At 64.2% G+C, this 24,795-nt stretch carries 20 protein-coding genes; 3 read left to right on the top strand and 17 right to left on the bottom strand.

Features of this window, described 5'->3' with window-relative positions:
- Window positions 1-9: 9 nt before the first annotated feature.
- Both F6X40_RS02395 and F6X40_RS42085 read left to right on the top strand, forming a co-directional pair.
- Complete coding sequence (locus F6X40_RS02395) at window positions 10-1,263, top strand: cupin domain-containing protein (RefSeq protein WP_187626685.1); 1,254 nt, start codon at window positions 10-12, stop codon at window positions 1,261-1,263.
- A gap of 231 nt (window positions 1,264-1,494) precedes the next feature.
- Window positions 1,495-1,746, top strand: a complete 252-nt coding sequence (locus F6X40_RS42085; protein WP_167368596.1) for a hypothetical protein — start codon at window positions 1,495-1,497, stop codon at window positions 1,744-1,746.
- 192 nt (window positions 1,747-1,938) lie between these two features.
- Here the strand turns inward: F6X40_RS42085 and F6X40_RS02385 are convergent, their stop codons facing one another.
- The 3 genes from F6X40_RS02385 to F6X40_RS02375 form a co-directional block, all read right to left on the bottom strand.
- Entirely contained in the window at window positions 1,939-4,200 is a 2,262-nt protein-coding gene (locus tag F6X40_RS02385) for an ATP-dependent DNA helicase (protein WP_187626684.1), read from the bottom strand.
- 63 nt (window positions 4,201-4,263) lie between these two features.
- A complete protein-coding gene (locus tag F6X40_RS02380) occupies window positions 4,264-4,482 on the bottom strand; it encodes a DUF465 domain-containing protein (protein WP_013089766.1) in 219 nt (72 codons plus the stop codon).
- 148 nt (window positions 4,483-4,630) lie between these two features.
- Complete coding sequence (locus tag F6X40_RS02375) at window positions 4,631-5,578, bottom strand: hypothetical protein (RefSeq protein ID WP_316251781.1); 948 nt, start codon at window positions 5,576-5,578, stop codon at window positions 4,631-4,633.
- A 319-nt stretch (window positions 5,579-5,897) separates the two neighbouring features.
- Here F6X40_RS02375 and F6X40_RS02370 point away from each other — a divergent pair, with 319 nt between their 5' ends.
- Window positions 5,898-8,252, top strand: a complete 2,355-nt coding sequence (locus tag F6X40_RS02370) for a Tex family protein (RefSeq protein WP_187626682.1) — start codon at window positions 5,898-5,900, stop codon at window positions 8,250-8,252.
- A 149-nt stretch (window positions 8,253-8,401) separates the two neighbouring features.
- Here F6X40_RS02370 and F6X40_RS02365 read toward each other — a convergent pair whose 3' ends face one another.
- The 14 genes from F6X40_RS02365 to ispG all read right to left on the bottom strand — a co-directional run bounded on the left by F6X40_RS02365 (window position 8,402) and on the right by ispG (window position 24,757).
- Entirely contained in the window at window positions 8,402-10,288 is a 1,887-nt protein-coding gene (locus tag F6X40_RS02365; protein WP_184067643.1) for a potassium transporter Kup, read from the bottom strand.
- Between the two features lie 262 nt (window positions 10,289-10,550).
- Window positions 10,551-11,123 (bottom strand): phosphoribosyltransferase, encoded by a 573-nt coding sequence (locus F6X40_RS02360; protein WP_184048954.1) that lies wholly within the window; start codon window positions 11,121-11,123, stop codon window positions 10,551-10,553.
- Window positions 11,124-11,141: 18 nt separating this feature from the next.
- Entirely contained in the window at window positions 11,142-12,488 is a 1,347-nt protein-coding gene (locus tag F6X40_RS02355; protein WP_184067641.1) for an adenylosuccinate synthase, read from the bottom strand.
- A 221-nt stretch (window positions 12,489-12,709) separates the two neighbouring features.
- Window positions 12,710-13,861 carry an ATP phosphoribosyltransferase regulatory subunit gene (locus tag F6X40_RS02350; protein ID WP_187626681.1) on the bottom strand — a complete coding sequence of 384 codons (1,152 nt, stop codon included), beginning with the start codon at window positions 13,859-13,861 and terminating at the stop codon, window positions 12,710-12,712.
- Between the two features lie 217 nt (window positions 13,862-14,078).
- The gene (locus tag F6X40_RS02345; RefSeq protein ID WP_090800720.1) at window positions 14,079-14,270 is read right to left on the bottom strand and encodes a DUF2065 domain-containing protein; all 192 of its coding nucleotides are present in this window, start codon (window positions 14,268-14,270) and stop codon (window positions 14,079-14,081) included.
- Between the two features lie 43 nt (window positions 14,271-14,313).
- Entirely contained in the window at window positions 14,314-15,219 is a 906-nt protein-coding gene (hflC, locus tag F6X40_RS02340; RefSeq protein WP_187626680.1) for a protease modulator HflC, read from the bottom strand.
- A gap of 15 nt (window positions 15,220-15,234) precedes the next feature.
- Window positions 15,235-16,638, bottom strand: coding sequence for an FtsH protease activity modulator HflK (gene hflK, locus F6X40_RS02335; protein WP_184067632.1), 1,404 nt, complete (start codon window positions 16,636-16,638; stop codon window positions 15,235-15,237).
- 51 nt (window positions 16,639-16,689) lie between these two features.
- Window positions 16,690-17,904 (bottom strand): GTPase HflX, encoded by a 1,215-nt coding sequence (gene hflX, locus F6X40_RS02330; RefSeq protein ID WP_187626679.1) that lies wholly within the window; start codon window positions 17,902-17,904, stop codon window positions 16,690-16,692.
- A gap of 30 nt (window positions 17,905-17,934) precedes the next feature.
- A complete protein-coding gene (hfq, locus tag F6X40_RS02325; RefSeq protein WP_006051315.1) occupies window positions 17,935-18,171 on the bottom strand; it encodes an RNA chaperone Hfq in 237 nt (78 codons plus the stop codon).
- A gap of 175 nt (window positions 18,172-18,346) precedes the next feature.
- Window positions 18,347-19,684 carry a ribosome biogenesis GTPase Der gene (gene der, locus F6X40_RS02320; RefSeq protein ID WP_184067628.1) on the bottom strand — a complete coding sequence of 446 codons (1,338 nt, stop codon included), beginning with the start codon at window positions 19,682-19,684 and terminating at the stop codon, window positions 18,347-18,349.
- A 473-nt stretch (window positions 19,685-20,157) separates the two neighbouring features.
- A complete protein-coding gene (gene bamB, locus F6X40_RS02315) occupies window positions 20,158-21,303 on the bottom strand; it encodes an outer membrane protein assembly factor BamB (RefSeq protein WP_184067625.1) in 1,146 nt (381 codons plus the stop codon).
- 79 nt (window positions 21,304-21,382) lie between these two features.
- The gene (locus tag F6X40_RS02310) at window positions 21,383-22,012 is read right to left on the bottom strand and encodes a YfgM family protein (RefSeq protein WP_187626678.1); all 630 of its coding nucleotides are present in this window, start codon (window positions 22,010-22,012) and stop codon (window positions 21,383-21,385) included.
- Between the two features lie 66 nt (window positions 22,013-22,078).
- Entirely contained in the window at window positions 22,079-23,419 is a 1,341-nt protein-coding gene (gene hisS / locus F6X40_RS02305; protein WP_187626677.1) for a histidine--tRNA ligase, read from the bottom strand.
- Between the two features lie 21 nt (window positions 23,420-23,440).
- Window positions 23,441-24,757 (bottom strand): flavodoxin-dependent (E)-4-hydroxy-3-methylbut-2-enyl-diphosphate synthase, encoded by a 1,317-nt coding sequence (gene ispG, locus F6X40_RS02300; RefSeq protein ID WP_184067616.1) that lies wholly within the window; start codon window positions 24,755-24,757, stop codon window positions 23,441-23,443.
- Between the last annotated feature and the right edge of the window lie 38 nt (window positions 24,758-24,795).

Genomic DNA, 24,795 nt, shown 5'->3' with positions numbered 1-24,795 from the left:
CATTATACGATGCCCAGGCGGCCCACTCACCTCCCGGCCGATGCAGGTTCGGCAAGCAACTCGCCGTCTGCTGCAACGCCGGCCACGCGGCCCATTCTTCCGCCCTCGCCCGACGTTCCGACCGCACTTCTCGGCCATCTGAGCCCGTCGCAATTCATGCGCCGCTACTGGCAGAAAAAGCCGCTGCTGATCCGTCAGGCGATTCCGGACATCGAAGCGCCGCTGTCGCGCGACGAGCTGTTCGAGCTGGCCGATCGGGACGACGTCGAAGCGCGCCTGATCACGCACTTCCGCAACAAATGGCAGCTGGAGCACGGCCCGTTCGCGCCCGACGAACTGCCGTCCGTCAAACAGCGCGCATGGACACTGCTCGTGCAGGGCGTGGATCTGCACGACGACCGCGCGCGCGCGTTGCTCGACCGTTTCCGTTTCATGCCGGACGCGCGTCTCGACGACCTGATGATTTCGTATGCGACCGATAGCAGCGGCGTCGGCCCGCACTTCGATTCCTACGATGTGTTTCTTTTGCAAGTAAAAGGCAAGCGCCGCTGGCGCATTAGCGCGCAGAAAGATCTGACGCTGCAGCCCGGCTTGCCGTTGAAGGTTTTACAGCACTTCGAGCACGAACAGGAGTGGGTACTCGAGCCCGGCGACATGCTGTACCTGCCGCCGCACATCGCGCACGACGGCATCGCCGAGGGCGAATGCATGACCTGCTCGATCGGTTTTCGCGCGCCCTCCGAAAGCGAGCTGACCGCGCAGTTCCTCTACCACCTGGCCGAGCGCGGAGAGGCCACGGGCAAGGCGGGCGCCCTTTATCGCGACCCACGGCAGGCCGCCGTCGAACAGCCGGCCGAGTTGCCCGCGGCGCTCGTCGAACGGGTGGGCGCGATGCTTGCTAAAGTGCGATGGAATGAGCAGGACATTGCGTCGTTCCTTGGTACGTACCTCAGCGAACCCAAGCCGAGTGTCGTCTTCGATCCGCCGCAACGGCCGCTCAACGAAGCCCGTTTCATCGGCGCGGCGTCGAGATCCGGTCTACGGCTCGATCGCAAGACTAACCTGTTGTATGAACGACGTTTTTTCTTCGTAAATGGAGAAGAAATATCGTGGACCGGCGCGAAAAAATGGCTGTTTGAACTCGCAAATCTGCGGTGCATGAGTGCGAAACGCTTTGTAACACTATCGCACGATTCATCGGTGACAGCACTGCTACACGAGTGGTATTGTGCGGGCTGGATACAGGTAGGCGAGATTGCGTAACTCTGCCCGCCTGTTATACCGTACAGTGAAATTTTGTATGAGAAAGACAACGTATTGACCCGCATTTATCGACTGTCAGTACGAAAGTGCATATAATTTCCGCCCAAGCCGTAGGGAAGATTCCAGCTCGTCAAAAGAGCATCTCCACCAGCGGCCCAGGTCGGTGTTGGAGCACATTACCGGTTTTATTTTGCGCTGTTGCTTACCTTTAAACCATAAAAGGACGTGATCATGAAGAAATCCCTCCTCGTAGCATCCCTGTTGGCAGTTGTGGCACTCGCTGCATGCAACAAGAGCAACGATCAGGCTGCTGCACCGTCGGAAGCTGCGTCCGCACCGGCGGCAGCATCGCCTGCTGAAGCAGCATCGCCGGCAGTTGCAGCATCGCCGGCCGAAGCAGCATCGCCGGCCGAAGCAGCATCGCCGGCTGAAGCAGCATCGCCGGCTGAAGCAGCATCGCCGGCAGCAGGCGCAAGCCAGTAAGCCGCAACGGTTCGGCGCTGTAGCGGCGCTCCCGCTACAGCGCCTGCGCACGAAACGTTTGGAGGCTGGCCGGAAACGGCGCGAGCCGCAAACGGGAAAAGAAAAACGCCACGGATTCACATCCGTGGCGTTTTGTCATTCAGGGCCGCTTTCCGCTGCGGAGCTCGTCGCATGTGTGGAACACATCCCCTATCAAACCGGCGCCGCTGGCCCAGCGCTCTCCTCAAAGAACTCACGCACCACGTCGATCTCGCGGGTGCGCTTGAACGGCGGCAGACTCTGCCAGATGCGGCGGCCATAAGGTTTATCGACGAGACGTGTATCGCAGATCATCAGCACGCCACGATCGGTCTCCGCGCGAATCAGCCGGCCGGCGCCCTGCTTCAGCGTGATGACGGCCTGCGGCAGTTGATGCACGGCGAACGGGCTCAAGCCCTTCTTCGTCAGTGCGTCGAGCCGCGCGGCCAGCACGGGATCGTCCGGCGGCGCAAACGGCAGCTTGTCGATCACGACCAGCGACAGCGCGTCGCCGCGCACGTCCACCCCTTCCCAGAAGCTCTGACTGCCGACCAGGATCGCATTGCCGTAGGCGCGAAAGCGGTCGAGCAGTTCGGTGCGGCTCGCATCGCCCTGCACGAGCAGCGGATAGTCCCAGCCGCGCGACTCGATCGCGTCGCGCAGCTTCGCCGAGATACGATCCACCGCGCGCAGCGTCGTGCACAGCATGAAGACGCCGCCGCCCGAGGCTTCGATCGCGGGCAATGCGGCATCGAACACGGCGTCGGTGAACATCGGCGACGACGGCTGTGGCAGATTGCGCGGTACGTACAGAAGCCCTTGCGATGGATAGTCGAATGGGCTCGGCAATGTCATCGAGCGCTTCGAGTTCAAGCCCATCTGCGCCGCATAGTGCGTGAAGTCGCCGCGCACCGACAGCGTCGCCGATGTGAAGATCCACGCGCGCGGTACGCCGGCGCGCTGCTTCGCGAAAATCGGCGCGACCGACAACGGCGTTTCGTGCAGCTGCACCGTGTGCGAGAACACCTCGATCCAGCGCACCTTTTCATTCGGATCGGCGCGCTCCGCGCTGGCGTCACCCTCGCGGGTCGCAACCGCGTCGCGTTCTGCACTCGTGGGTGGCGTGGTCCAGCCGCTCAGCACGTCCTGCAACTCGCGCGCGCGACGCAAACACGCGCCGAGCGATTCGGCTCGCTCGGCCTGGCCCGCCAACGCCGAGGCCAACGCGTCGAGCTCGGCCTCGAGCGTCTCGAGCGCGGCGAACAGCGGGTGATCGTCGGGCAGCTGGCCGATCGACAGACGCACCGAGTCTTCCTTGAACGCGAGCCGCACGTCGCGCGCGGCGCGCTCGAGCGTCGCGCCGAGCTTGACCCAATCGACCGCATCGCGTGCGTGACCGAGGCCCTCGGCCACCGAATCGCGTGCGAGTTCGAGAAACTGCGCGGTCGATAGCGTCTCGCCGAAAAACAGCGTCGCGGTTTCGGGCAGCTGGTGCGCTTCGTCGAAGATGACCGTATTCGCAGTCGGCAGCAGCTCCGCCATGCCGGTATCGCGCAGCATGATGTCGGCGAAAAACAGATGGTGGTTGACCACCACGATATCGGCCTGCTGCGCTTCGCGGCGCGCCTGCATCACGAAGCAGTCCTTGTAGTAGGGACACTCCTGGCCGAGACAGTTGTCGCGCGTCGACGTGACCATCGACCACACCTGCGCCGTTTCCGGCACGCTCGCGAGTTCGGCCTTGTCGCCGGTGCGCGTGATCTTCGCGAAGCGCACGATGTCCTGCAGATACGAGGTCTCCTGGCGCGACGGCAGACGGCCGTTGTCCGCGGTGCGTTGCAGGTAGTAGTGGCACAGGTAGTTCGCGCGGCCCTTCAGCATCGCGACCGACACCGGCACCGCGAGCGCGTCGCGCACGGTCGGAATGTCGCGCTGGAACAGCTGATCCTGCAGATGCTTGGTGCCGGTCGAGACGATCACCTTGCCGCCCCACAGCATGGCCGGCACGAGGTACGCATAGGTCTTGCCGGTGCCGGTACCCGCCTCCACGATCAGCGTATTCTCACCACCGTCGACGCCATCGGCTTGCGCGTTGCTCCCGGTCGACTCAGAGACGGCTTCAGCGCCGGTCTGCTGCAGGCGCCGCGCCGGGCGCTTCTGCGTCTCGAACATCGCGGGCTCGGGCATCGCGCGGCCCGACGCCTCCATCGCCGCGGCAACCGCGCGTGCCATCTCGATCTGCGACGCACGCGGCCGATAACCGTCGATCTGCCGTGCGAGCAGACCGTTGTCGGCGAAGATGTCGTCGAGCTCGCTCGCGCGGCGCCGATTCAGCGACACACCTGGCACCGGTGCTGCCGCGCGCGGCGCGGGCGTGCCCGAAGCAGATGCGTTGTCCGGCGCGGCCCGGGATGAAGTGTCATGCGATGAATTCAAGGCAAGCGTTCCTGCTAAGTCCGGCTCGCGCACTGCGCGCCCGGCGCCTGCCAGGCCGCGAACTCAGGCGCGCGCGTCCGGTTCGAGCTGCAATTGCAGCAAGATGATGGTGTCCTTGACTTTAAGTTTGCGCTTTTTCAGGCGCTGCAACTCGAAGTCGTCGATGCCGGGTTCATCCGACATCCGGTCGATCAACCGGTCGAGTCCACTATGCTCCGATTCCAGTTGCAGAATGCGGTCGCGAAGTGTGTTTGCGTCGATGACGTGATGACGATCGCGCATGCTCGCCTCCTCTGGTCGGCGGCACGAACCGCGTGCGCGCGGTCCGATGCCTGAGGTTGCTGTCCGCCTCAAAACGCATTACGGCGACTACGGCGGCCCTGGCCACGACCGCCACGGCTTACTCTACGATACAGCCACTACAGCACGCTTACGGTTGCTCTTGTTGCTGCTTTTGCTGCTCTTCGAGCTGTTGCTGCTTCAGCTCGTCCTGACGCTTCTGCTCGGCCTTCTCGGCGGCCTGCTTTTGACGTGCTTCGACATCGAGCTTGTGCTGCGCGGCCTCGGCCTGCTTCCGCTCGAAAGTCTCCTGTTTCTGCTGGCGCTCCGCGGCCTTTTGCGCACCCTGCCGACGCGCTTCCTCGAGCTGGCGCTGGTAGTCGCTCTGCTTCTGGTCGTAGGCCTTCTGATTGGCCGCCGCCTGCGCAGGCGTGACACCACGCTGCGCCTGATCGAGCGCGTGCTGGCGCTGCTTCTCCTCGTAGGCCTGCGCATTGGCTTCGTGCTGCGGTGCCGCGGCGTTGCGCTGCGCCTGATCGAGCGCGTGCTGACGTTGCTTCTCCGCGTAGGCCTGCGCATTGGCTTCGCGCTGCGGCGCCTCGGCGTTGTGCTGCGCCTGATCGAGCGCGTGCTGACGCAGCTTTTCCTGATACGCCTGCTCGTTGCGCGCGTCTTCGGCGGCACGTTGCGGCGCTTCCGCCTCGTTTTGCGCGCGCCGCAACGCGGTGCGTTCGTCGCGTTCACGGGCGCGCTGCGCACGCTGCTCGGCGTCGAGCGCGAGCTGTTCCTTGCGGATGTCCGCCTGCACGCTGCGCATCGCGTCGCGCGCGCGGTTCAGACAGTGATTGACGAAGAAGCGGCTGTAGCAGTTGTGTTGCGCGACAGCGAATTGATAGTTGTTGTCGTCGGTGCGCTGATTGAGCACCTGTTGCCGCTCGTCGAACGACTTGTCCAGCACGGCTACGTCACTTGCGCTTTGAGGGCCGTCGGCGGTTGCGGCGGCTTGCGGGCCCGAGGCCGCGACGGGCGCCGTACCTTGCGCCGGCGTCGCGCTTTGCGCCGCGGCCGACACCGGCACGACGAGCGCTGCGGCGATCACGCACGACGCGGCAGCCGTTAAAGCCGACCGACCGAACGAGCGCAAAGAAACCAGCGGCAATTGAGACGAACCCGGCAGTGAACCCGGCAGTGAACCTGACGCCAGCGAAGAGACCAGGCGGTTGAGGGACAAGGAGATTGGCAACGTCGTAGAGGGTCAACGGAACATGCCCGAAATTCTAACACCCCCCGGTTGAGCCCTTTGGCATTTATGGCAAAATGCCCCGCTCTAGCAACCTGGTCGCGGCGCACGCCCGGCCTGTCCCGATTTGCCGCCCGCGCGCGGCCCATCACTGAGTCCGCAGGAACACCAAGACCTTATGACGGAAACCGTAGCACTCAAGATCGTCCAGCGCATCGCCACCGAACTGTCCGTCCAGCCGCGCCAGGTCGCGGCCGCAGTGGAACTTCTCGACGAAGGCGCGACCGTTCCGTTCATCGCCCGTTATCGCAAGGAAGTGACCGGCAATCTCGACGACACGCAACTGCGCAATCTCGAGGAGCGCCTGCTCTATTTGCGCGAGCTGGAAGACCGGCGCGCGGCGATCATCGCGAGCATCGACGAACAGGGCAAGCTCACCGACGAGCTGCGCGGCGCGATCGAAGGCGCCGACAGCAAACAGGTGCTCGAAGACCTCTATCTGCCATACAAACCGAAGCGCCGCACGCGCGCGCAGATCGCGCGCGAAGCCGGCTTGCAGCCGCTCGCCGACGCGCTGCTCGGCAATCCGCTGCTCGATCCGCAAGCCGAAGCCGCGGCGTACGTGGACGCGGACAAAGGCGTCGCCGATGTGAAGGCCGCGCTCGATGGCGCGCGCGACATCCTCTCCGAACAATTCGGCGAGACCGCCGAACTGCTCGGCAAGCTGCGCGACTATCTGTTCAACCAGGGCGTGGTGTCGTCGAAGGTCGTGGAAGGCAAGGAAACCGCGGAAGAGGAGAAATTCCGCGACTACTACGACTACGCCGAAACGATCCGCACGGTGCCGTCGCATCGCGCGCTCGCACTGTTCCGCGGCCGCAATGCCGGCGTGCTGATGATCAAGCTCGGCCTCGGCGAAGAGCTCGACGCGCAGGTGCCGCACCCGGGCGAAGCGCTGATCGCGCGGCACTTCGGCATCGCCAATCAGAACCGCCCCGCCGACAAGTGGCTCTCCGACGTGTGCCGCTGGTGCTGGCGCGTGAAGGTGCAGCCGCACCTCGAAAACGAGCTGCTGACCAATCTGCGCGACGAAGCCGAACACGAAGCGATCCGCGTGTTCGCGCGCAATCTGAAGGACCTGCTGCTCGCGGCGCCGGCTGGTCCGAAGGCCGTGATCGGTCTGGATCCGGGCTTGCGCACCGGCGTGAAGGTGGCGGTGGTCGACCGCACCGGCAAGGTGCTCGCGACCGACACGATCTACCCGCACGAGCCGCGCCGCGACTGGGACGGCTCGCTCGCGAAGCTCGCGCGAATCGCTGCGCAAACGCAGGCCGAGCTGATCAGCATCGGCAACGGCACCGCGTCGCGTGAGACGGACAAGCTCGCGAGCGAGCTGATCGCGCGTCACCCGGAGCTGAAGCTGCAGAAGATCGTCGTGTCCGAAGCCGGCGCGTCGGTGTACTCGGCGTCCGAGCTTGCCGCGAAGGAATTCCCCGCCATGGACGTGTCGCTGCGCGGCGCGGTGTCGATCGCGCGACGTCTGCAGGACCCGCTCGCCGAGCTCGTGAAGATCGAGCCGAAGGCGATCGGCGTCGGCCAGTATCAGCACGACGTGAACCAGCGCGAACTCGCGCGCTCGCTCGACGCGGTCGTCGAAGACTGCGTGAATGCGGTCGGCGTCGATGCGAACACCGCGTCGGTCGCGCTGCTCGCGCGGGTGTCGGGTTTAAACGCAACGCTCGCGCGCAACATCGTCGACTATCGCGATGCGAACGGGCCGTTCCCGTCGCGCGAGCATCTACGCAAGGTGCCGCGTCTCGGCGACAAGACCTTCGAGCAGGCTGCCGGCTTCCTGCGCATCAATAACGGCGAGAATCCGCTCGACCGTTCGTCGGTGCACCCGGAAGCGTATCCGGTCGTCCAGCGCATCCTCGCGAAGATCAGTAAGCAGGTCGGCGAAGTGCTCGGCAATCGCGATGCGTTGCGCGGACTGTCACCCACCGAATTCGTCGACGAGCGTTTCGGTCTTCCAACCGTGCGCGACATCCTGGTCGAACTCGAGAAGCCGGGCCGCGATCCGCGTCCCGAGTTCAAGACCGCGACGTTCCGCGAAGGTGTCGAGAAGGTCAGCGATCTGATCCCGGGCATGGTGCTCGAAGGCGTCGTGACGAACGTCGCGGCGTTCGGCGCGTTCATCGACATCGGTGTGCATCAGGATGGCCTCGTGCACGTGTCGGCGATGTCGACGAAGTTCGTGAAGGACCCGCATGAGGTCGTGAAAGCCGGTCAGATCGTCAAGGTCAAGGTGCTCGAAGTCGACGTGAAGCGCCAGCGTATCGCACTGACGATGCGTCTCGACGACGAACCCGGTGCAGCGGCCGCGCGCAGCGGCGGCGGTGCGCAGCAGGATCGCGGTGGCTCGGGCGGCAGCTTCAATCGCGGCGGAGCGGGACGCGGTGCGCCGCAACGCTCGCGCGAACCGGAGCCGGGCGGCGCGATGGCGGCTGCGTTTGCGAAGCTCAAGCAGAAGTGAGCGTCACGGACCGGAGCACGTCGTCGCACGCGCTCCGGTCCGTGACATGACTGCGTCGCGCGCTCAACCGCTTGCACGCGCGCATGAACAAAAAGCCCACGCATTGCGTGGGCTTTTTGTTTGCGCTCCCGCACGTCACGCGCGAGCCGTCAAATCTCGATCTTCGTTCCCAGTTCCACGACCCGGTTAGCCGGGATGCTGAAGAAGTCGGTCGGCTTCGCGGCGTTCTGATGCATCCACGCGAACACACGCTCGCGCCATACCGACATGCCCGGCAATTGCGTCGGCACCACCGTTTCGCGCGCGAGGAAGAATGACGTGTCCATTATTTCGAAGCTCATGTCGTGCGTGCGGCCGACGTCGAGCAGCACCGCCTTCACGTCGGGCGTTTCGTTAAAGCCGTAGGCTGCCTTCACCAACCACAGGCCACCGTTCATGTCCTTCACGGTCACGCGATCGGCGTCCTTCACGTACGGAATGTCGCGCGTGACGAAGGTCAGAAAGATCGTGCGCTCGTGCAGCACCTTGTTGTGTTTCAGATTGTGCAGCAGGCTCACCGGCACCAGCGAATCGCTGCCGGTCAGATAGATCGCGGTGCCCGACACGCGATGCGGCGGATGCGCGAGCAGGCCTTGCAGGAACGGCATCAGCGGAATACCGTCGGCGGCCGTGCGTTCCTTCACGATCATCCTGCCCTTGAACCACGTCATCAGCAGGAAGAACAGCAGGCCGCCGATGCACAGCGGCAACCAGCCGCCCTCTTCGACCTTCAGCAGGTTCGCGCCGAAAAAGCCCAGGTCGACCACCATGAACACGCCGATGATGAGCCCAACCAGCAGTTTGTTCCAGTTCCACACCTTCACCATCACGACGCAGGCAAGGATCGTCGTGATCACCATCGTTGCCGTCACCGCGATACCGTACGCGGCCGCCAGATTGTCCGAGCTCTTGAACGCGATCACGATGCACAGGATGATGAACAGCAGCATCCAGTTCACGACCGGCACATAGATCTGCCCGATCGCGAGTTCGGACGTGTGCAGGACCTTCATGCGCGGCACGTAGCCGAGCTGGATCGCCTGGCTCGTCAGCGAGTACGCGCCCGAAATCACCGCCTGCGACGCGATCACCGTCGCGACCGTCGACAGCACGACGAGCGGCAACAACGCCCAGTCCGGCGCGAGCAGGAAGAACGGATTTTCGATCGCCTTTGGGTCGTGCATCAGCAGCGCGCCCTGGCCGAAGTAGTTCAGCACGAGCGAAGGCATCACGAGCACGTACCACGCCATGCGGATCGGCTGCGCGCCGAAGTGGCCCATGTCCGCGTACAGCGCCTCCGCGCCGGTCAGCACCAGCACGACCGAGCCGAGCACCACGTAGGCCTGCAGCACGTGCGCGGCCATGAACGTGTACGCGTAGTAGGGATTGAGCGCCTGGATCACATTCGGCGACTGCATGATGTGCCACAGGCCGAGCACGGCGAGCACGAGGAACCAAAGCGTCATGATCGGCCCGAACAGACGGCCGACCGTGGCCGTGCCGTGCCGCTGGATCCAGAACAGCACGATCAGGATCACGACGGTCAGCGGAATCACCAGATGCGCCAGATGCGGCGCGGCGATCTGGAGACCTTCGACCGCCGAGATCACCGAGATTGCCGGCGTGATCACCGCGTCGCCGTAAAACATGCAGGCGCCGAAGATGCCGAGCATCATCAGAAGGCCGGCCATTTTCGATTTCTGATCGACCGAGCGCATCGCCAGCGCCATCAGCGCGAGGACGCCGCCCTCGCCGTTGTTGTCGGCGCGCATCACGAACAGCACGTACTTGACGCCGACCACGATCACGATCGCCCAGAACAGCAGCGAAATAACCCCAAGGATCGACTGATCGGTCAACGGGATGCCGTGCGACGGACTGAAGGCTTCCTTCAGCGCGTACAACGGGCTCGTACCGATGTCGCCGAACACCACTCCGATCGCGGCAATCGCAAGGGAAGGCAGTGGCTGTTTGTGTACGTGATTGTTATCTGTCATGGACGCGAGGAAATCCGTTCCCGGGCGGAAAAAACGACCGCTATTTTAAACTGCCCATCCGGTACCGCCCGGCTTGTTGTGGATACGCCACGTGGATGTCCGCGCAGTGTAGCACTGCGATATGGACGCGCCTGTCGCGGTGCGGACGTTCTGGCGCCGCGCGTGACGCATAAAAAAACGGAGCCCGACTGGGCTCCGTTTTGTGACACCCCGATGACGCGCGAGATCCGATGCGACAAAGCGTGAGGCGCGCGGCTTCGCGTCAATTGTCCGACGCCTCATCGGCCTGGGCGATGCCGCGCTTGATCCACGCGCCGAGGTTATGCGGACGCACCGTGTCCCACTCCTCGAACGGCTGATGAATCCACGGGTTGGTCGGCAGATACTGCACGTGGTAATCGGGCTTCACCTTCGAGCAGCCCTTGTACCACAGCACGGCCGAGCGCACCGCGGTGATGGCCGGATAGCGTTCCTTCAGATGCTGCTGCACGCGCGCGAGCGTGACGCCCGAATCGACGAGGTCGTCGACGAGCAGCACGTTACCGTGCAGTTCGCCGCGCGTCATCGTGATGTATTGCGCGATGTCGAGTTCGCCCTGCTGCGTGCCCGCTGCCTCGCGATAAGAGCTCGTTGCCAGAATCGCCAACGGCAGATCGTAGATGCGCGACAGCTGGTCGCCGACGCGCAGACCGCCGCGCGCGAGGCACAGGATCTTGTCGAACTTCCAGCCCGATTCGTGCACGGCAAGTGCAAGCATCTCGATCAGCCGGTGATATTCGTCCCAGCCGACCCACAGGTTCTTGTCGTCGTTGCGCGGATCTTTCATCGCGATCATGGGTACACCTTGCATCGCTTAGACCTTGAACGGATGACGCAGCAGAATCGTTTCGTCGCGGTCTGGACCGGTGGAGACCATGTCGATCGGAATGCCCGCGACTTCCTGCACGCGCGTCAGGTACGCACGCGCGTTGGCGGGCAGCTTGTCCCACTCCTTGATGCCGACGGTGCTTTCCTTCCATCCCGCAAAGGTTTCGTAGACCGGTACGCAGCGCGCGACTTCCGTCGCGCCGCGCGGCAGCAGATCGACGTTGTGGCCGTCGATCGTGTAGGCGACGCACAGCTTCACTTCGTCGAGACCGTCGAGCACGTCGAGCTTGGTCATGCACAGCCCCGTCACGCCGTTGATCTGGATCGAGCGACGCAGCGCGGAGACGTCGAGCCAGCCGGTGCGGCGCGGACGGCCGGTGACCGAGCCGAATTCCTTGCCGACGGTGGCGAGTTCGAGGCCGATCGGGTCCTGGCGCGAGGCATTGTCCGCATCGTACAGTTCGCTCGGGAACGGGCCCGAACCGACACGCGTGCAGTACGCCTTCGTGATGCCGACGATGTAGTTGAGCTTCTGCGGACCGACGCCCGCGCCCGCCGTCGCGGCACCCGCGACGCAGTTGCTCGAGGTGACGAACGGATAGGTGCCATGGTCGATGTCGAGCAGCGTGCCCTGCGCGCCTTCGAACAGCAGATTGCCGCCGTTCGCGTTGACGTCGTAGAGACGGCGCGACACGTCGGTGACCATCGGCTTCAGTCGGTCGGCGTAGCTCAGCATCGTGTCGAGCGTTTGCTGGAAGTCGACCGCGGCAGCGCCGAGGTACTGCGTGAGCACGAAGTTGTGATAGTCGAGGTTTTCGCGCAGACGCTCGGCGAAGGCTGGCGCGTCGAACAGGTCCTGCACGCGCAGGCCGCGGCGCGCGACCTTGTCTTCGTAGGCCGGGCCGATGCCGCGGCCGGTCGTGCCGATCTTGCTCGCGCCGCGGCGCGCTTCGCGGCCCTGGTCGATCGCGATGTGGTACGGCAGGATCAGCGTGGTGGCTTCGGAAATGAACAGGCGCTTCTGGACGTCGATGCCGGCGGCTTCGAGTTCGCCGATTTCCTTGAACAGCGCTTCCGGCGACAACACGACGCCATTGCCGATGTAGCACGCGACGCCGGGATGCATGATGCCCGACGGAATCAGACGCAAGATGGTTTTCTTGCCGCCGATGATAAGCGTGTGACCGGCATTGTGACCGCCCTGGAAGCGAACGACGCCCTGAGCGTGGTCCGTCAGCCAGTCGACGATCTTGCCCTTGCCCTCATCACCCCATTGGGTACCCACGACGACGACGTTGCGCCCGGGGTTCACATTCACTGCGCTGGCAGACATGTTGTTTCGTAAGCTGGTTAAAAACGTATTTTACCTAGGTTCGCGGAAGCTTCCGGAATTTTTCCGTTTCCGCTCAACGGTATGCACGTTATGTTGAGTATTGGGAGGGATGCGCGGCCGCGAAGAGTCGCTCGACCGCGCGCGATTCGGGCGGTGGTTGCGCCGCCCTCGGGCGAACGTCGGGGGACGGGTCCCCGGCAGCGTAGATCGGAACGCGCGGCTCAAGCGCGCGGTTCAACCACCCATGCGCCATTGCGCTCGACCAGCACCCGGTCGAACGCGAATTCATCGAGATCGTGCTTGTGGCCAGGCAGCGCCTGGATGACCACTTCACCGCCATCGCGCAATGCCGCGACCGCCACGCGCAACGCTTCGTCGTGCCGCCACGGCGCGAGGATCGCGCTGCTGCGCGCTTCGACCGGCGAGATCCGCGCGACTTCGCGCAGATCCAGCGAAAAGCCGGTTGCCGCGCGAGCGCGGCCATAGGCCTGACCGACGTGGTCGTAACGGCCGCCGCGCGCGACCGCGTTCGGCACGCCGTCCACGTAAGCGGAGAACATCACGCCGCTGTGGTACGCATAGCCGCGCAGATCGGCGAGGTCGATCATCACTTCGGCGCCGTCGACCTGGCTCGCGAGGAACGCGAGGTCGTCGAGCGCGCGGGCGATCGCCGGTGCATTCGGCAGACGCGCGCGGGCCTCTTCGAGCACCGACGCGTCGCCGTACAGCGTCGGCAGCGCGCGCAGCGCATCGCGAATCACCGGCGAGAATTGCGCGGTCATCTCGACCAGGCGCGGCACGTCCTTGCCGGCCAGCGCGTCGTAGAGCGCCTGGCCGAGTTCCTCGGCGGCCGGCTCGGCTTCGATCAGCGCCGCCAGCACGCCCGCGTGACACAGGTCCAGACGCACCTTCGCGAGGCCGGCGAGACGCAGCGAGTCGAGCATCAGCTGCTGGATTTCGAGGTCCGCTTCGAGCCCCGCGTGGCCGTAGATTTCCGCACCGATCTGGATCTGCTCACGCGTCGCATGCAGGCCGCGCGGGCGCGTATGCGCGACGTTGCCCGCATAGCAAAGACGCGTGACGCCCTGGCGGTTCAGCAGATGCGCGTCGATGCGCGCGACCTGCGGCGTGATGTCGGCGCGCAGACCGAGCGTGCGGCCCGACAGCTGATCGACGAGCTTGAAGGTGCGCAGATTCAGATCGTGCCCACCGCCCGTCAGCAGCGACTCGAGGTATTCGAGCAGCGGCGGCATCACCATCTCGTAGCCGTACGAGCGGAAACGGTCCAGCAAATGACGCCGCAATTCTTCGATCTTGCGGGCCTCCGACGGCAGCACGTCGGCGATATTCTCAGGAAGCAACCAGGTCGACATCGATACAGTCCTACGGCGTTGAACACGGCGTCTTGCAGCGCCGATGATGAGTGTGAATGACGTAGAGCGGCTTGATTCTGGCGGCTGACACAGACGCCCGGGCGGCGCTTTGCGGCACGCGCGCGACGCGCGGCGGCGTGGCCGGTCAGTACGCGTTTTGCTCGGGCCGGCAAAACACGCCGCAACACGCGGCGTTCGTCAGACCAGCAAGCCGGCTTCAGGTCGCGATGAACAGTAGAACCAGCCCGAGCAACATCACGATGAGCCCTCCGACACGAATCTGATGCGGCGGTCGTTCCGCTATTTTACGGAACGTGTCGCGCCAGGCGGTTGGAAAAACGAACGGAAACATCCCCTCGATAATCAGCATCAGCGCGATCGCGAGCAATAACGAACCAGCTATGTCCATGCGAGTGAAGCGGCCGCGATGCGGATGCCGCGGCCTTCGGTAATCAGCGTTTGCGCGCAGCAGGCGCGGAAGCGTCCGGGGCGACGCCGCCGGTCGGGCTACGCATGAAGCGGAAGAACTCGCTACTGGAGTCGACCACGATCAGGTCGCCCGGCTTGAAGGTCTTCCGGTACGCCTGCATGCTTTGATAAAACTGGTAGAACTGCGGATCCTTGCCGAACGCTTCGGCAGCGATCTCCGCGGCCTTTGCATCGCCTTCGCCGCGAATGCCCTGCGCCTGCGCGAGGCCGTCGGCGAGCACCGCCTGCTGCTTGGCGAGCGCGTCCGCGCGGATCTGGTTCGCTTCGGCGGCGCCCTTCGCTCGCTCGTCCGCCGCGACCTGCTGGCGCGCGGCGATCATGCGCTTGAATACCGAGTCGGCCACCGCGGCCGGGAAATCGACGCGCGTGAGTTGCACATCCACGACCGATACGCCGAGCGATGCCGCGCCCTTGTCCATCGCACCGCGGGCCTCTTCGGCGACCGCCGGTTGTTTGGCGAGCGCGTCGGACAGCGTGAACTTGCCGAACGCGTCGCCGAGCGCGCCGCGCGACAGCAGCGCGAGCCGGTCGGGCAGACTCTGCGGATCACCCTTCGTTTCGGCGATCAGCTTCAGCGGATCGGTCACGCGGAACTTGATCACCGGGTTGACCAGCAGATCAGTTTTGTCGGACGTGACGTAATGATCTTCGTCGGGTGCGTCGAGCGACTGGATGCGATTGTCGACGAACACGACCGTTTGCAGCGGCGGCGGCAGCTTCACGTGCAGCCCCGGGCCGAGCAGCGTGGGCGTCGCGTCGCCGCGCGCGGACAACACAGCCATATGCCGTTGATCGACGACGAACACCATCGACGATGCCGCGAACAGCACGATGACGACCGCGACGACGAGCGCAATGATTCGGTTCATATTCTTGTGCGCTCCTTATTGAACGTCGTCTTCGCGTATGCGATTGCGGAACGCTTCGCGCGAGCGCAGCGACGCGGCGCTCGGCCGGCTCGCTGGCGCAGGCGCGGAAGCAGCGGGTGCGGATGCGCCATCGGCGGCGGAGCCTGCCGCGGCACCGGTCTCAGCGGCCGAGGCGGCCGACGGCGCGGCCGCACTCGCCGCTTGCGGCGCGCCCGCGACAGCAGGACCCGAAGCGGCGGCGCCCGCCGCCGCGGCCTGGCGTTCGCGGTTCTGCTCGACGAGCCTGTCGAGCGGCAGATACAGCACGTTGTTGCCGTTCTTCGCGTCGACGAACACCTTGGTCGCGTTCGCGTAAATCTGCTGCATGGTTTCCATGTACAGGCGGAAGCGCACGACGGCCGGCGCCTTCGCGTATTGGGCGTAGACCTGGTTGAAGCGCTCGGCCTCGGCCTGCGCCTGCGCGACCGTGGTCTGGCTATAGGTTTTGGCTTCCTGGACCTGACGATCGACGTCGGCCTGCGCGCGCGGCAGGAGATCGGCCGCATAAGCCTGCGCATCGCGTTTCGCGCGTTCGTTTTCGTCGTGCACCTTCGCAGCGTCGGCGAACGCCGGTTGCACCTGCTCGGGCACCTGCACGCTCTGGATCGTCACGCCCGTGACTGCCAGACCGGACTGGTACTGATCGAGCGATTGCTGGATCGCCGCGATCAGCTGCTGGCGCAAAGTTTCGTGATCCTGATCGAGGATATCGCTAGTGCTCTGCGCGCCGACGATGCCGCGCACCGCCGCCTGCGCGGCGTGCATCACGCTCTGATCGGGATCGACGCTGCGAAACAGAAAGTCGTTGGGATTGCGCACCTGGTACTGCACGGCGAAGCGCACGTCGACGATGTCGCCGTCGTGCGTGAGCATTGACGCGTCCTTCACGTTCGCGAGACGCACCACATTGCTACGGCCGATCTCGACCTGGCGGATCTGCCCGACATTGACGAACTCGTGGGACTCGAACGGAAACGGCAGACGCCAGTGCACGCCCGGCGCCGCGGTATAGCGATACTTGCCGAACTGCAGCACGACGGCCGCCTGGCCATCCTGCACGACGAACACGCCGCTGCCGAGATAGATCGCGATCAGCACGCCGATCACAATGCCGACGCCGATGCGCGCGCCACGGCCGTTGTCAGGACGGCCACCGCCGACACCGCCGCCCCTGCGCCCGAAAATCCGGGACAGACGGCGATTGAAATCACGCCACATTTCGTCGAGATCGGGCGGACCTTCACCGTCGCGTGCCGGTCGCTTCGGATCGTTCGGCCGTTGCCGGTCGCCGTTGCCGTCGCCCCGGCCCCAACGCGGATCGTTCAGTGAAAGCAAGGCGCGCATACGCAGCCAGATACTCCGCTCGTTGTAATCGTTCACCTGTGTTCGTTCACCAGAGTAGACAGCGGGTCAGTGCAATTTTGGAACGGGTCAGTGCCCGAGTTCTGGAACCTTGTGGTCGTCGCGCAGTTGCGCCGTGCGGTCATCTTGCGACGCATCGAACGGCATGTCGGCAAGCGGTTCGGCTGTAGCGATTTCGGCGATGGCAGCGCGCAATGCATCCAGCCCCTGCCCGGTGCGCGCGCTCAAAAAGACGCGCGAAATATTACCATACTCGTCCCGCTCGACCGCGTCGCCACGGGCTGCCAGCTCTGGCACCGCGTCGATCTTGTTGAACACGAGCACCTGACGGATCGTGTCCGCGCCGATCGCGTGCAACACCTCGTTGACCTGATCGATCTGGTCGAGCCGCACCGCGCTCGATGCATCGACGACATGCAGCAGCAGGTCCGCGTGAATGGTTTCCTCGAGCGTCGCGCGGAACGCGGCGACGAGTTGGTGCGGCAGCTCGCGGATGAAACCGACGGTATCGGACACCACCACCTGCCCCGCCTCGTCGCCCAGATACACGCGCCGCGAGGTGGTATCGAGCGTGGCGAACAACTGGTCGGCGGCATACGCCTGCGCCTTGGTCAGCGCGTTGAAGAGCGTCGATTTGCCGGCGTTCGTGTAGCCGACGAGCGACACCGACATCGTCTGGTTGCGATTCCGCGCCCGGCGTTGCGTGCCATGCTGGCGGCGCAGCTTGTCGAGGCGGATCTTGAGCGCCTTGATGCGCTCGCCGATCAGCCGGCGGTCGGTTTCGAGCTGCGTCTCGCCTGGACCGCGCAATCCGATACCGCCCTTCTGACGTTCGAGGTGGGTCCACGCGCGAATCAGCCGGGTCGACAAATATTGCAGTTGCGCGAGTTCGACCTGCAGCTTGCCTTCGTGGCTGCGCGCGCGCTGCGCGAAAATGTCGAGGATCAGACTGGTGCGATCGACCACGCGCCGATTAAGCGCCCGCTCCAGATTGCGCTGCTGCGCAGGCGCCAGAGCATGGTTGAAGATCACGAGTTCGATGTCGTTTGCTTCGCACGCAAGGCGCAATTCTTCGGCCTTGCCGCTGCCGACGAACATCTTCGCGTCGGGACTGGAACGGCGTCCGGTGAGGGTGACCAGGGGGTTCGCGCCCGCGCTTTGCGCGAGCAGGCTGAGTTCTTCGAGACTGGCTTCGAAATCGATCTTGCCGAAGTCGATGCCAACGAGCGCTGCATTGATCAAATTGGAGGGTATCAAAATGACGCGGCCGGGAGTGATCGCCAACGGGCGACAGTGTGCCGGCCGCGGCGAGGGTTAGGACTGTTCGGAATCCGGGTGGAAATTCACCGGACGGGCAGGCACGACCGTCGAAATGGCGTGCTTGTAGACCATCTGGGTGACCGTATTCCGGAGCAACACAACGTACTGGTCGAACGATTCGATGTTCCCTTGAAGCTTGATGCCGTTGACCAGGTAGATCGACACCGGCACATGCTCTTTACGCAGTGCGTTCAAAAACGGGTCTTGTAACAATTGCCCTTTGTTGCTCATAGCAAACTCCGTATTTTTTTGCAGGTTGACTGAATTGACGGCGAAGAAAAAGAGATCCGCCGCCAACCGCTACACTATAGCTGATTTTCATTTCGACGCGCGGGCCCGGGACCCCCGGCCAAACCCAGCATACACGCGGGTTTCAGCCCAGGTATAAGACCAGCTTCAGCTTGCTTCAGCCTTTGTCCGCGTAAGGGTTCGTCGACGATCTGAACTCTATTCGCAATGGAGTCCCCGTCAGCTTGAAAGTTTCCCGGAAGCGATTTTCGAGGTACCGCTTATACGTGTCGGTGATCGCGTCGAGCGCATTGCCGTGAATCACGATAATCGGCGGATTCTGTCCGCCCTGGTGTGCGTAACGCAGCTTCGGACGCACTGGACCGCGACGGCGCGGCTGCTGGAATTCGACCGCCTCGATCAGCGCGCGCGTCAGCTTCGGCGTCGGCAGCTTCGACATCGCGGCCGTGTACGCGTCGTCGACCGAACGCATCAGCGGCCCGATTCCGGTTTTTTCCGCGGCGGAAATGAAATGGAATTTGGCGAAGTCCAGAAATTTTAGTTTGCGTTCGAGGTCGGCTTTGGTGCGCTCGCGCACATGCGGATCGAGACCGTCCCATTTGTTCACGCCAACCACCAGCGCGCGGCCCTGCTCGACGACGAAGCCAGCGATGTGCGCATCCTGATCCGAGATGTCCTGACGCGCGTCGAGCAGCAGGATCACGACGTTCGCATCGGAGATCGACTGCAGCGTCTTCACGACCGAGAACTTTTCGATCGCCTCGAACACCTTGCCGCGGCGGCGCAGGCCGGCCGTGTCGATCAGCGTATACGGCTTGCCGTTGCGCTCGAAATCGACGTAGATCGAGTCGCGCGTAGTGCCGGGCATGTCGAACGCGATCACGCGCTCTTCGCCGACCAGCGCATTGATCAGCGTCGACTTACCAACGTTCGGCCGGCCGACGATGGCGATCTTCACGCCGCGCGCTTCCTTGTCTTCCTCGTTCTCTTCCGGCTGACCGGCATACGCGACTTCGAGCGCCTCGTTGATCATGTCGGTTACGCCGTCGCCGTGCGCGGCCGAAATCGCGCGCGGATCGCCGAGACCGAGTTCGTAGAAGTCGGCCGCGACGTTGGCGTACTTCATGCCCTCGGCCTTGTTCACGACGAGGAAGATCGGCCGGCCGACCTTGCGCAGATAGTCGGCGATCGACTTGTCCTGCGGCGCGAGACCGTTGCGCCCATCGACGATGAACACGACGACGTCCGACTCCTCGACCGCCTGGCGGGTCTGGCGCGCCATCTCGTGCAGGATGCCGTCTTTCGCGACCGGCTCGAAGCCGCCGGTGTCGACGACCAGATACGGCCGCTCGCCGGCGCGTCCTTCGCCGTAATGGCGATCGCGCGTGAGACCGGGCAGGTCGGCAACCAGCGCATCACGCGAACGCGTAAGACGGTTGAACAGCGTGGATTTCCCCACATTGGGGCGCCCAACGAGGGCAATAACGGGTTTCATCTGATGTTGTTCACGGTGAAACGCGGGATCGCAACCGATCGCGCGCGTAGCGACGCCAGGCGGCCGCCACGGGGTGGCGTTCTGACGAAATTATCACGAATTCAGCCTGCTCCGGATGCGCGATCGATATGCGCATCCAGGCGGACGGGCGTGGGCTGCACAGACGCCGCCGGGGGCGCCTGCTTCAGACCGGGCTGCTCGACGGCTGACGCGCTCGTGTTCGAGGGCGTCGTTAATTTGCAAGGCCATCGACGAAGCGCACGCGCCGCCTTGCATGCCGGCGACCACAACAGCCTCAATCCGACTTGCCGGACCAGCCCGTCCGGCGATTTTTTCTATTGAGCCTGCCCGATCACGCGACGGGCAGCATGGCAACCCGACGCAGGAGCCGCACGCCAAAGCCGGCGCAGACTTCAATTAAAAAGCGCGCGGCCGGCAAAGCCGGCCTGCGCGCCCGACATCATTTATAGCGATCAGCGCGGACGATAGCCGAACAGGCCGCCGTCGCGCGTCTGTACGACCAGCGTGTCGCCAGCCAGCACCGGCGCCGCGGTAATCGCGCTGCCGTCGGTCTTCACTCGTGCGACGAGCGTGCCGTCGACGGTCGACAGGAAATGCACGAAGCCCTTGTAGTCGCCGAACACGGCCGCGCGGCCGAGCAGCGTCGGCACGCTCAGGTCGCGGTTCTTCAGCGTGTCGTTCTTCCACAGCACCGAGCCGTTGCTCACGTCGAATGCGGACACGACCGACCAGTCGTCGGCGGCGACCACGCTGCGCTCATCCTGCGCGAGGCCGCTCGTGCTCGAGAACGGCTTGCCCCACAGCGCGCGGCCCGAGTTGGCGTCGAAACAGCCAATCTGGCCCTGGAACGTCACCGCGCAGGTCTCCGAACCCACCAGCGTAGGCGGGCCGGTCACGTCGTTGATACGCTCGACCTCGGTCACGCCCTTCGGATATGACACCGGCGTTTGCCAGTAGGCGTCGCCCGTCTGCAAGTTGATCGCGGCGAACGAGCCGCCCGGGAAGCCGGCCAGCACGGCCGCGTCACCTGCGAACGTCATGCCCGACGACACGCGCAGGTTCAGCGGCACCGCGCGGTTGCGGAAGTTCCACTTCTGCTCGCCGGTTTGCGCGTTGAACGCGACGATCTGGCCGTCGATCGTGCGCACGATCACGAGGCCGTTGCCGACGAGCGGCGGCGTAATGATCTCGCCCGGCGCCTTCGCGGTCCACAGCTGCTTGCCGTCCGCGCCTAGCACGTACACGTCGCCCTTCAAGCCACCGACCGCGGTGAGCGTGCCATCGCTGCCGACGCCCGCCGACAGATCATCGTGCAACTTGACGCGCCACACGTCCTTGCCCGTTTGCGCGTCGATCTTGGCGACCGTGCCATTCGTGCCGGCAGCATACACGGCATTGCCGACCGCAACCGGCGAGAACAGGTAGCGGCCCGCCTTGCCGACGCTCGCCGACCAGGACTGCTGCACGTCGAGCACGGGTTTGAACTCGGTGAGCGGCGTCGGCACACGGCGCTCGTCTTTCGTGGATGAGCAAGCCGCCAGCGTGAGAACGGTCATCGCACAGATAACGGGCACGGCGTAACGTTTCAGCAGATTCATCGGTGGACGAAGCATTCAGGAAATTGGATTAAAGGAGACCGCCTTGCGGTCGTGGCTCGCGGCGCGCTGCGCGGGACGCTCAGCCGCCAAGCGCATCCAGCTTGAACTGGATCAGCTGGCGCGCCGAACTGTCGCTGTTCGACAGCGAGTCGAGCGCGAGCTTGTAGGCCGCGCGCGCGTCGTCGCGCTTGCCCTGGGCGGCGAGCAGGTCGCCGCGGCGGTCCGCCACGACGCCCTTGAAGGCATCGGATTGTGGCTCGGCCAGGAGCGCGAGGCCCTGGTCGTATGCCTTGTCGTCGAGCAGCAGCGATGCCATGCGCAGCTTCGCGATCTGCTTGAACTCGTCGTCCTTCGCGTGATCGATCGCCCATTGCAGCTGCGCTTTCGCGCCGGCTTCGTCGCCAGCGGCGTACAGCGCCTTGGCGGCGCCCAGCGCGGTCATCTGCGCGTAGGCAGTGCGGTCGAACTTGTCTTCCATGTCGGCGGCGACGCGCGCAATCTGCGCCTTATCGCCCGATGCCTCGGCTTGCTGAACCTGGTCATACAGCACCGCGGCTTCCGCGGCCTGACGACGCTGCCAGAAATTCCAGCCGTTCCAGCTCGCGCCTGCCAGCAACACCACCAGCACGATCCACGTGGTCGCATTGCCCCACTGCGTCCACCATGCCTTCAGACTTTCAATCGATTCTTGTTCGTCGTGGTAACTCATTGCCCGGCGATTTCCTCATTCTTGCTACGTGTGCGTGTCGAGCCAGCCGGCCCAACGACATCGCGATCAGTCGTCGCCGTCTTCGGCGGATGCAACCATCGCATTGATTAGATATTCGGTCAAGTCTTCGGCGGGCACGTTCTGTTGCTCGTTCTTACCGCCGTGGGCTTGCGTATCGCGCAGCGGTTTCACGCCGACCGTGCCGTTGGCGATCTCATCTTCGCCGAGCACGACCGCGAACGCGGCGCCGCTCGCGTCGGCGCGCTTCATCTGCGACTTGAAGCTTGCCGACTGACCGTCCGCGCTGCAATGCAGGATCACGTCGAGACCGGTATCGCGCAGACGCTCGGCGATGATGAACGCCTGCTCGCGCGCGGTGTCGCCCTGATGGACCACGTACACGTCGCAACCTTCGTCTTCCGGCACGAGCTGTTCTTCCTTCAGCAGCTCGAGAATCCGCTCGACGCCCATCGCCCAGCCGCACGCAGCCGTCGGCTTGCCGCCGAGCTGTTCGATCAGCGGATCGTAGCGGCCGCCCGCCGCGACCGTGCCTTGCGCGCCGAGTTTGTCGGTCACCCACTCGAACACGGTCAGATTGTAGTAATCGAGACCGCGCACGAGACGCGGATTGATCGTGAACGGAAGGTTGTTCGCCTTCAGCAGACGCTGCAGAGCTTCGAAGTGCGCGCGCGATTCTTCCCCAAGAAAATCGATCAGCTTCGGCGCGTTCCGCGCGACTTCCTGCAGCGCAGGATTCTTCGTATCGAGCACGCGCAGCGGGTTCGTATAGAGACGGCGCTTCGCGTCTTCGTCGAGCACGTCCATGTGCTTTTCGAAATACGCGATCAGTTCGACACGATGCGCGGCGCGCTCTTCAGCGAGGCCCAACGAGTTGATTTCGAGCTTGATGCCAGTCAGGCCGAGGTCGTCCCACAGACGCTGGCACATCATGATGATTTCCGCGTCCGCATCCGGACCCGCGAAACCGAGCGCCTCGACACCGACCTGGTGGAACTGGCGATAACGGCCGCGCTGCGGACGCTCGTGACGGAACATCGGACCGATATACCACAGACGCTTCGGGCCATCGTACAGCATGTTGTGTTCGATCGACGCGCGCACCACGGCCGCCGTATTTTCCGGGCGCATCGTCAGGTTTTCGCCGTTCAGTGCGTCGGTGAAGCTGTACATCTCTTTTTCGACGATGTCGGTCACTTCGCCGATACCGCGTGTGAACAGCTGCGTATGCTCGACGATCGGCGTGCGGATATTCTGGTATCCGTACGAACGCAGCATCGACTTGACGGTGGTTTCGAAAAATTCCCAGAGCCCGGCTTCCTGCGGAAGGATGTCGTTCATGCCCTTCACGCCAGACAGCTTCTCGAGCTTTTTCTTCTGTTCAGTCATCTGTGTTTCGATAGCGGGTATTTAGTTGAGCGCGTCGGCGCGGCCATAGCGGCGCTCGACGTAGTCGCTCACGATTTGCTGGAATTCTTGCGCGATGTTCTCGCCGCGCAGCGTCTTCACCTTTTCGCCGTCGATGAACACCGGCGCGGCCGGATTCTCGCCCGAGCCCGGCAGGCTGATGCCGATATTCGCCTGCTTCGATTCGCCCGGACCATTGACGATGCAGCCCATCACCGCGACGTGCATCTGCTCGACGCCGGGATACTGGTCGCGCCACACCGGCATCTGCTGACGAAGGTAGGTCTGGATCTGCGACGCGAGTTCCTGGAACAGCGTGCTCGTGGTGCGGCCGCAGCCGGGGCACGCGATCACCATCGGCGTGAACGACCGGAGGCCCATGGTCTGCAGAATTTCCTGACCGACGATCACTTCGCCTGTGCGCGACGCGCCCGGTTCCGGCGTCAGCGAAATACGGATCGTATCGCCAATGCCCTGCTGCAGCAGAACCGACAGCGCCGCGGTCGACGCGACGATGCCCTTCGAGCCCATGCCCGCTTCGGTCAGGCCAAGATGCAGCGCGAAATCGCAACGGCGCGCGAGTTCGCGGTACACGGCAATCAGATCCTGCACGCCGCTGACCTTGCACGACAGGATGATCTGGTCGCGCCCGAGGCCGAGTTCGACCGCACGTTCCGCCGAGCCGATCGCCGACTGGATCAACGCTTCGTACATCACGCTTTGCGCTTCCCACGGAGTGGCGCGCGAGCCGTTTTCGTCCATCATCTTCGCGAGCAGGTCCTGGTCGAGGCTGCCCCAGTTCACGCCGATGCGCACCGGCTTGTCGTATTTGACCGCCGTCTCGATCATCTGCGCGAACTGCGTGTCGCGCTTCGCGCCGTGCCCGACGTTGCCCGGATTGATCCGGTACTTCGACAGCGATTCCGCGCAGCCCGGATAGTCGCGCAGCAGCAGGTGGCCGTTGTAGTGGAAGTCGCCGATGAGCGGCACCATCACGCCCATGCGGTCGAGTTGCTCGCGGATCGCCGGAACGGCCGCCGCCGCTTCCGGCGTATTCACGGTGATACGCACCAGTTCGGACCCGGCTTGCGCCAGTTCCTTGATCTGGATAGCGGTGCCGATCGCGTCGGCGGTGTCGGTGTTGGTCATCGACTGCACGCGCACCGGCGCATCGCCGCCGACGGTCACGAGCTGGCCGCCCCAGCGGACGTTGACCGCATGCGACTTGCGCCGCATCGCGGGGCCGCCGAACACCGGCTCGTCTGAAACGATCTTGCTACAGGATTGGGATTGAGCTTCGGTTTGCATCGAAAAACCCATTTACGCCGCACGCGCTATGCAAAAACGCAGCGCCTGAA

The organism is Paraburkholderia sp. UCT31 (assembly GCF_014397655.1).
GTDB classification, from domain to species: domain Bacteria; phylum Pseudomonadota; class Gammaproteobacteria; order Burkholderiales; family Burkholderiaceae; genus Paraburkholderia; species Paraburkholderia tuberum.
Note: the sequence above shows the minus strand (reverse complement) of the source record. Positions and strands in the feature narration are given on the sequence as shown.

What these genes read in the sequence shown, in the direction of transcription:
- F6X40_RS02380 (WP_013089766.1), bottom strand. Translation starts at nt 4,482, where the DNA reads ATGCGCGATCGTCATCACGTCATCGACGCAAACACACTTCGCGACCGC.
- F6X40_RS02395 (WP_187626685.1), top strand. Translation starts at nt 10, where the DNA reads ATGCCCAGGCGGCCCACTCACCTCCCGGCCGATGCAGGTTCGGCAAGC.
- der (WP_184067628.1), bottom strand. Translation starts at nt 19,684, where the DNA reads ATGAAACCCGTTATTGCCCTCGTTGGGCGCCCCAATGTGGGGAAATCC.
- F6X40_RS02345 (WP_090800720.1), bottom strand. Translation starts at nt 14,270, where the DNA reads ATGGACATAGCTGGTTCGTTATTGCTCGCGATCGCGCTGATGCTGATT.
- hflC (WP_187626680.1), bottom strand. Translation starts at nt 15,219, where the DNA reads ATGAACCGAATCATTGCGCTCGTCGTCGCGGTCGTCATCGTGCTGTTC.
- bamB (WP_184067625.1), bottom strand. Translation starts at nt 21,303, where the DNA reads ATGAATCTGCTGAAACGTTACGCCGTGCCCGTTATCTGTGCGATGACC.
- F6X40_RS02365 (WP_184067643.1), bottom strand. Translation starts at nt 10,288, where the DNA reads ATGACAGATAACAATCACGTACACAAACAGCCACTGCCTTCCCTTGCG.
- F6X40_RS42085 (WP_167368596.1), top strand. Translation starts at nt 1,495, where the DNA reads ATGAAGAAATCCCTCCTCGTAGCATCCCTGTTGGCAGTTGTGGCACTC.
- hisS (WP_187626677.1), bottom strand. Translation starts at nt 23,419, where the DNA reads ATGACTGAACAGAAGAAAAAGCTCGAGAAGCTGTCTGGCGTGAAGGGC.
- F6X40_RS02310 (WP_187626678.1), bottom strand. Translation starts at nt 22,012, where the DNA reads ATGAGTTACCACGACGAACAAGAATCGATTGAAAGTCTGAAGGCATGG.
- ispG (WP_184067616.1), bottom strand. Translation starts at nt 24,757, where the DNA reads ATGGGTTTTTCGATGCAAACCGAAGCTCAATCCCAATCCTGTAGCAAG.
- hfq (WP_006051315.1), bottom strand. Translation starts at nt 18,171, where the DNA reads ATGAGCAACAAAGGGCAATTGTTACAAGACCCGTTTTTGAACGCACTG.
- F6X40_RS02360 (WP_184048954.1), bottom strand. Translation starts at nt 11,123, where the DNA reads ATGATCGCGATGAAAGATCCGCGCAACGACGACAAGAACCTGTGGGTC.
- F6X40_RS02370 (WP_187626682.1), top strand. Translation starts at nt 5,898, where the DNA reads ATGACGGAAACCGTAGCACTCAAGATCGTCCAGCGCATCGCCACCGAA.
- F6X40_RS02350 (WP_187626681.1), bottom strand. Translation starts at nt 13,861, where the DNA reads ATGTCGACCTGGTTGCTTCCTGAGAATATCGCCGACGTGCTGCCGTCG.
- F6X40_RS02355 (WP_184067641.1), bottom strand. Translation starts at nt 12,488, where the DNA reads ATGTCTGCCAGCGCAGTGAATGTGAACCCCGGGCGCAACGTCGTCGTC.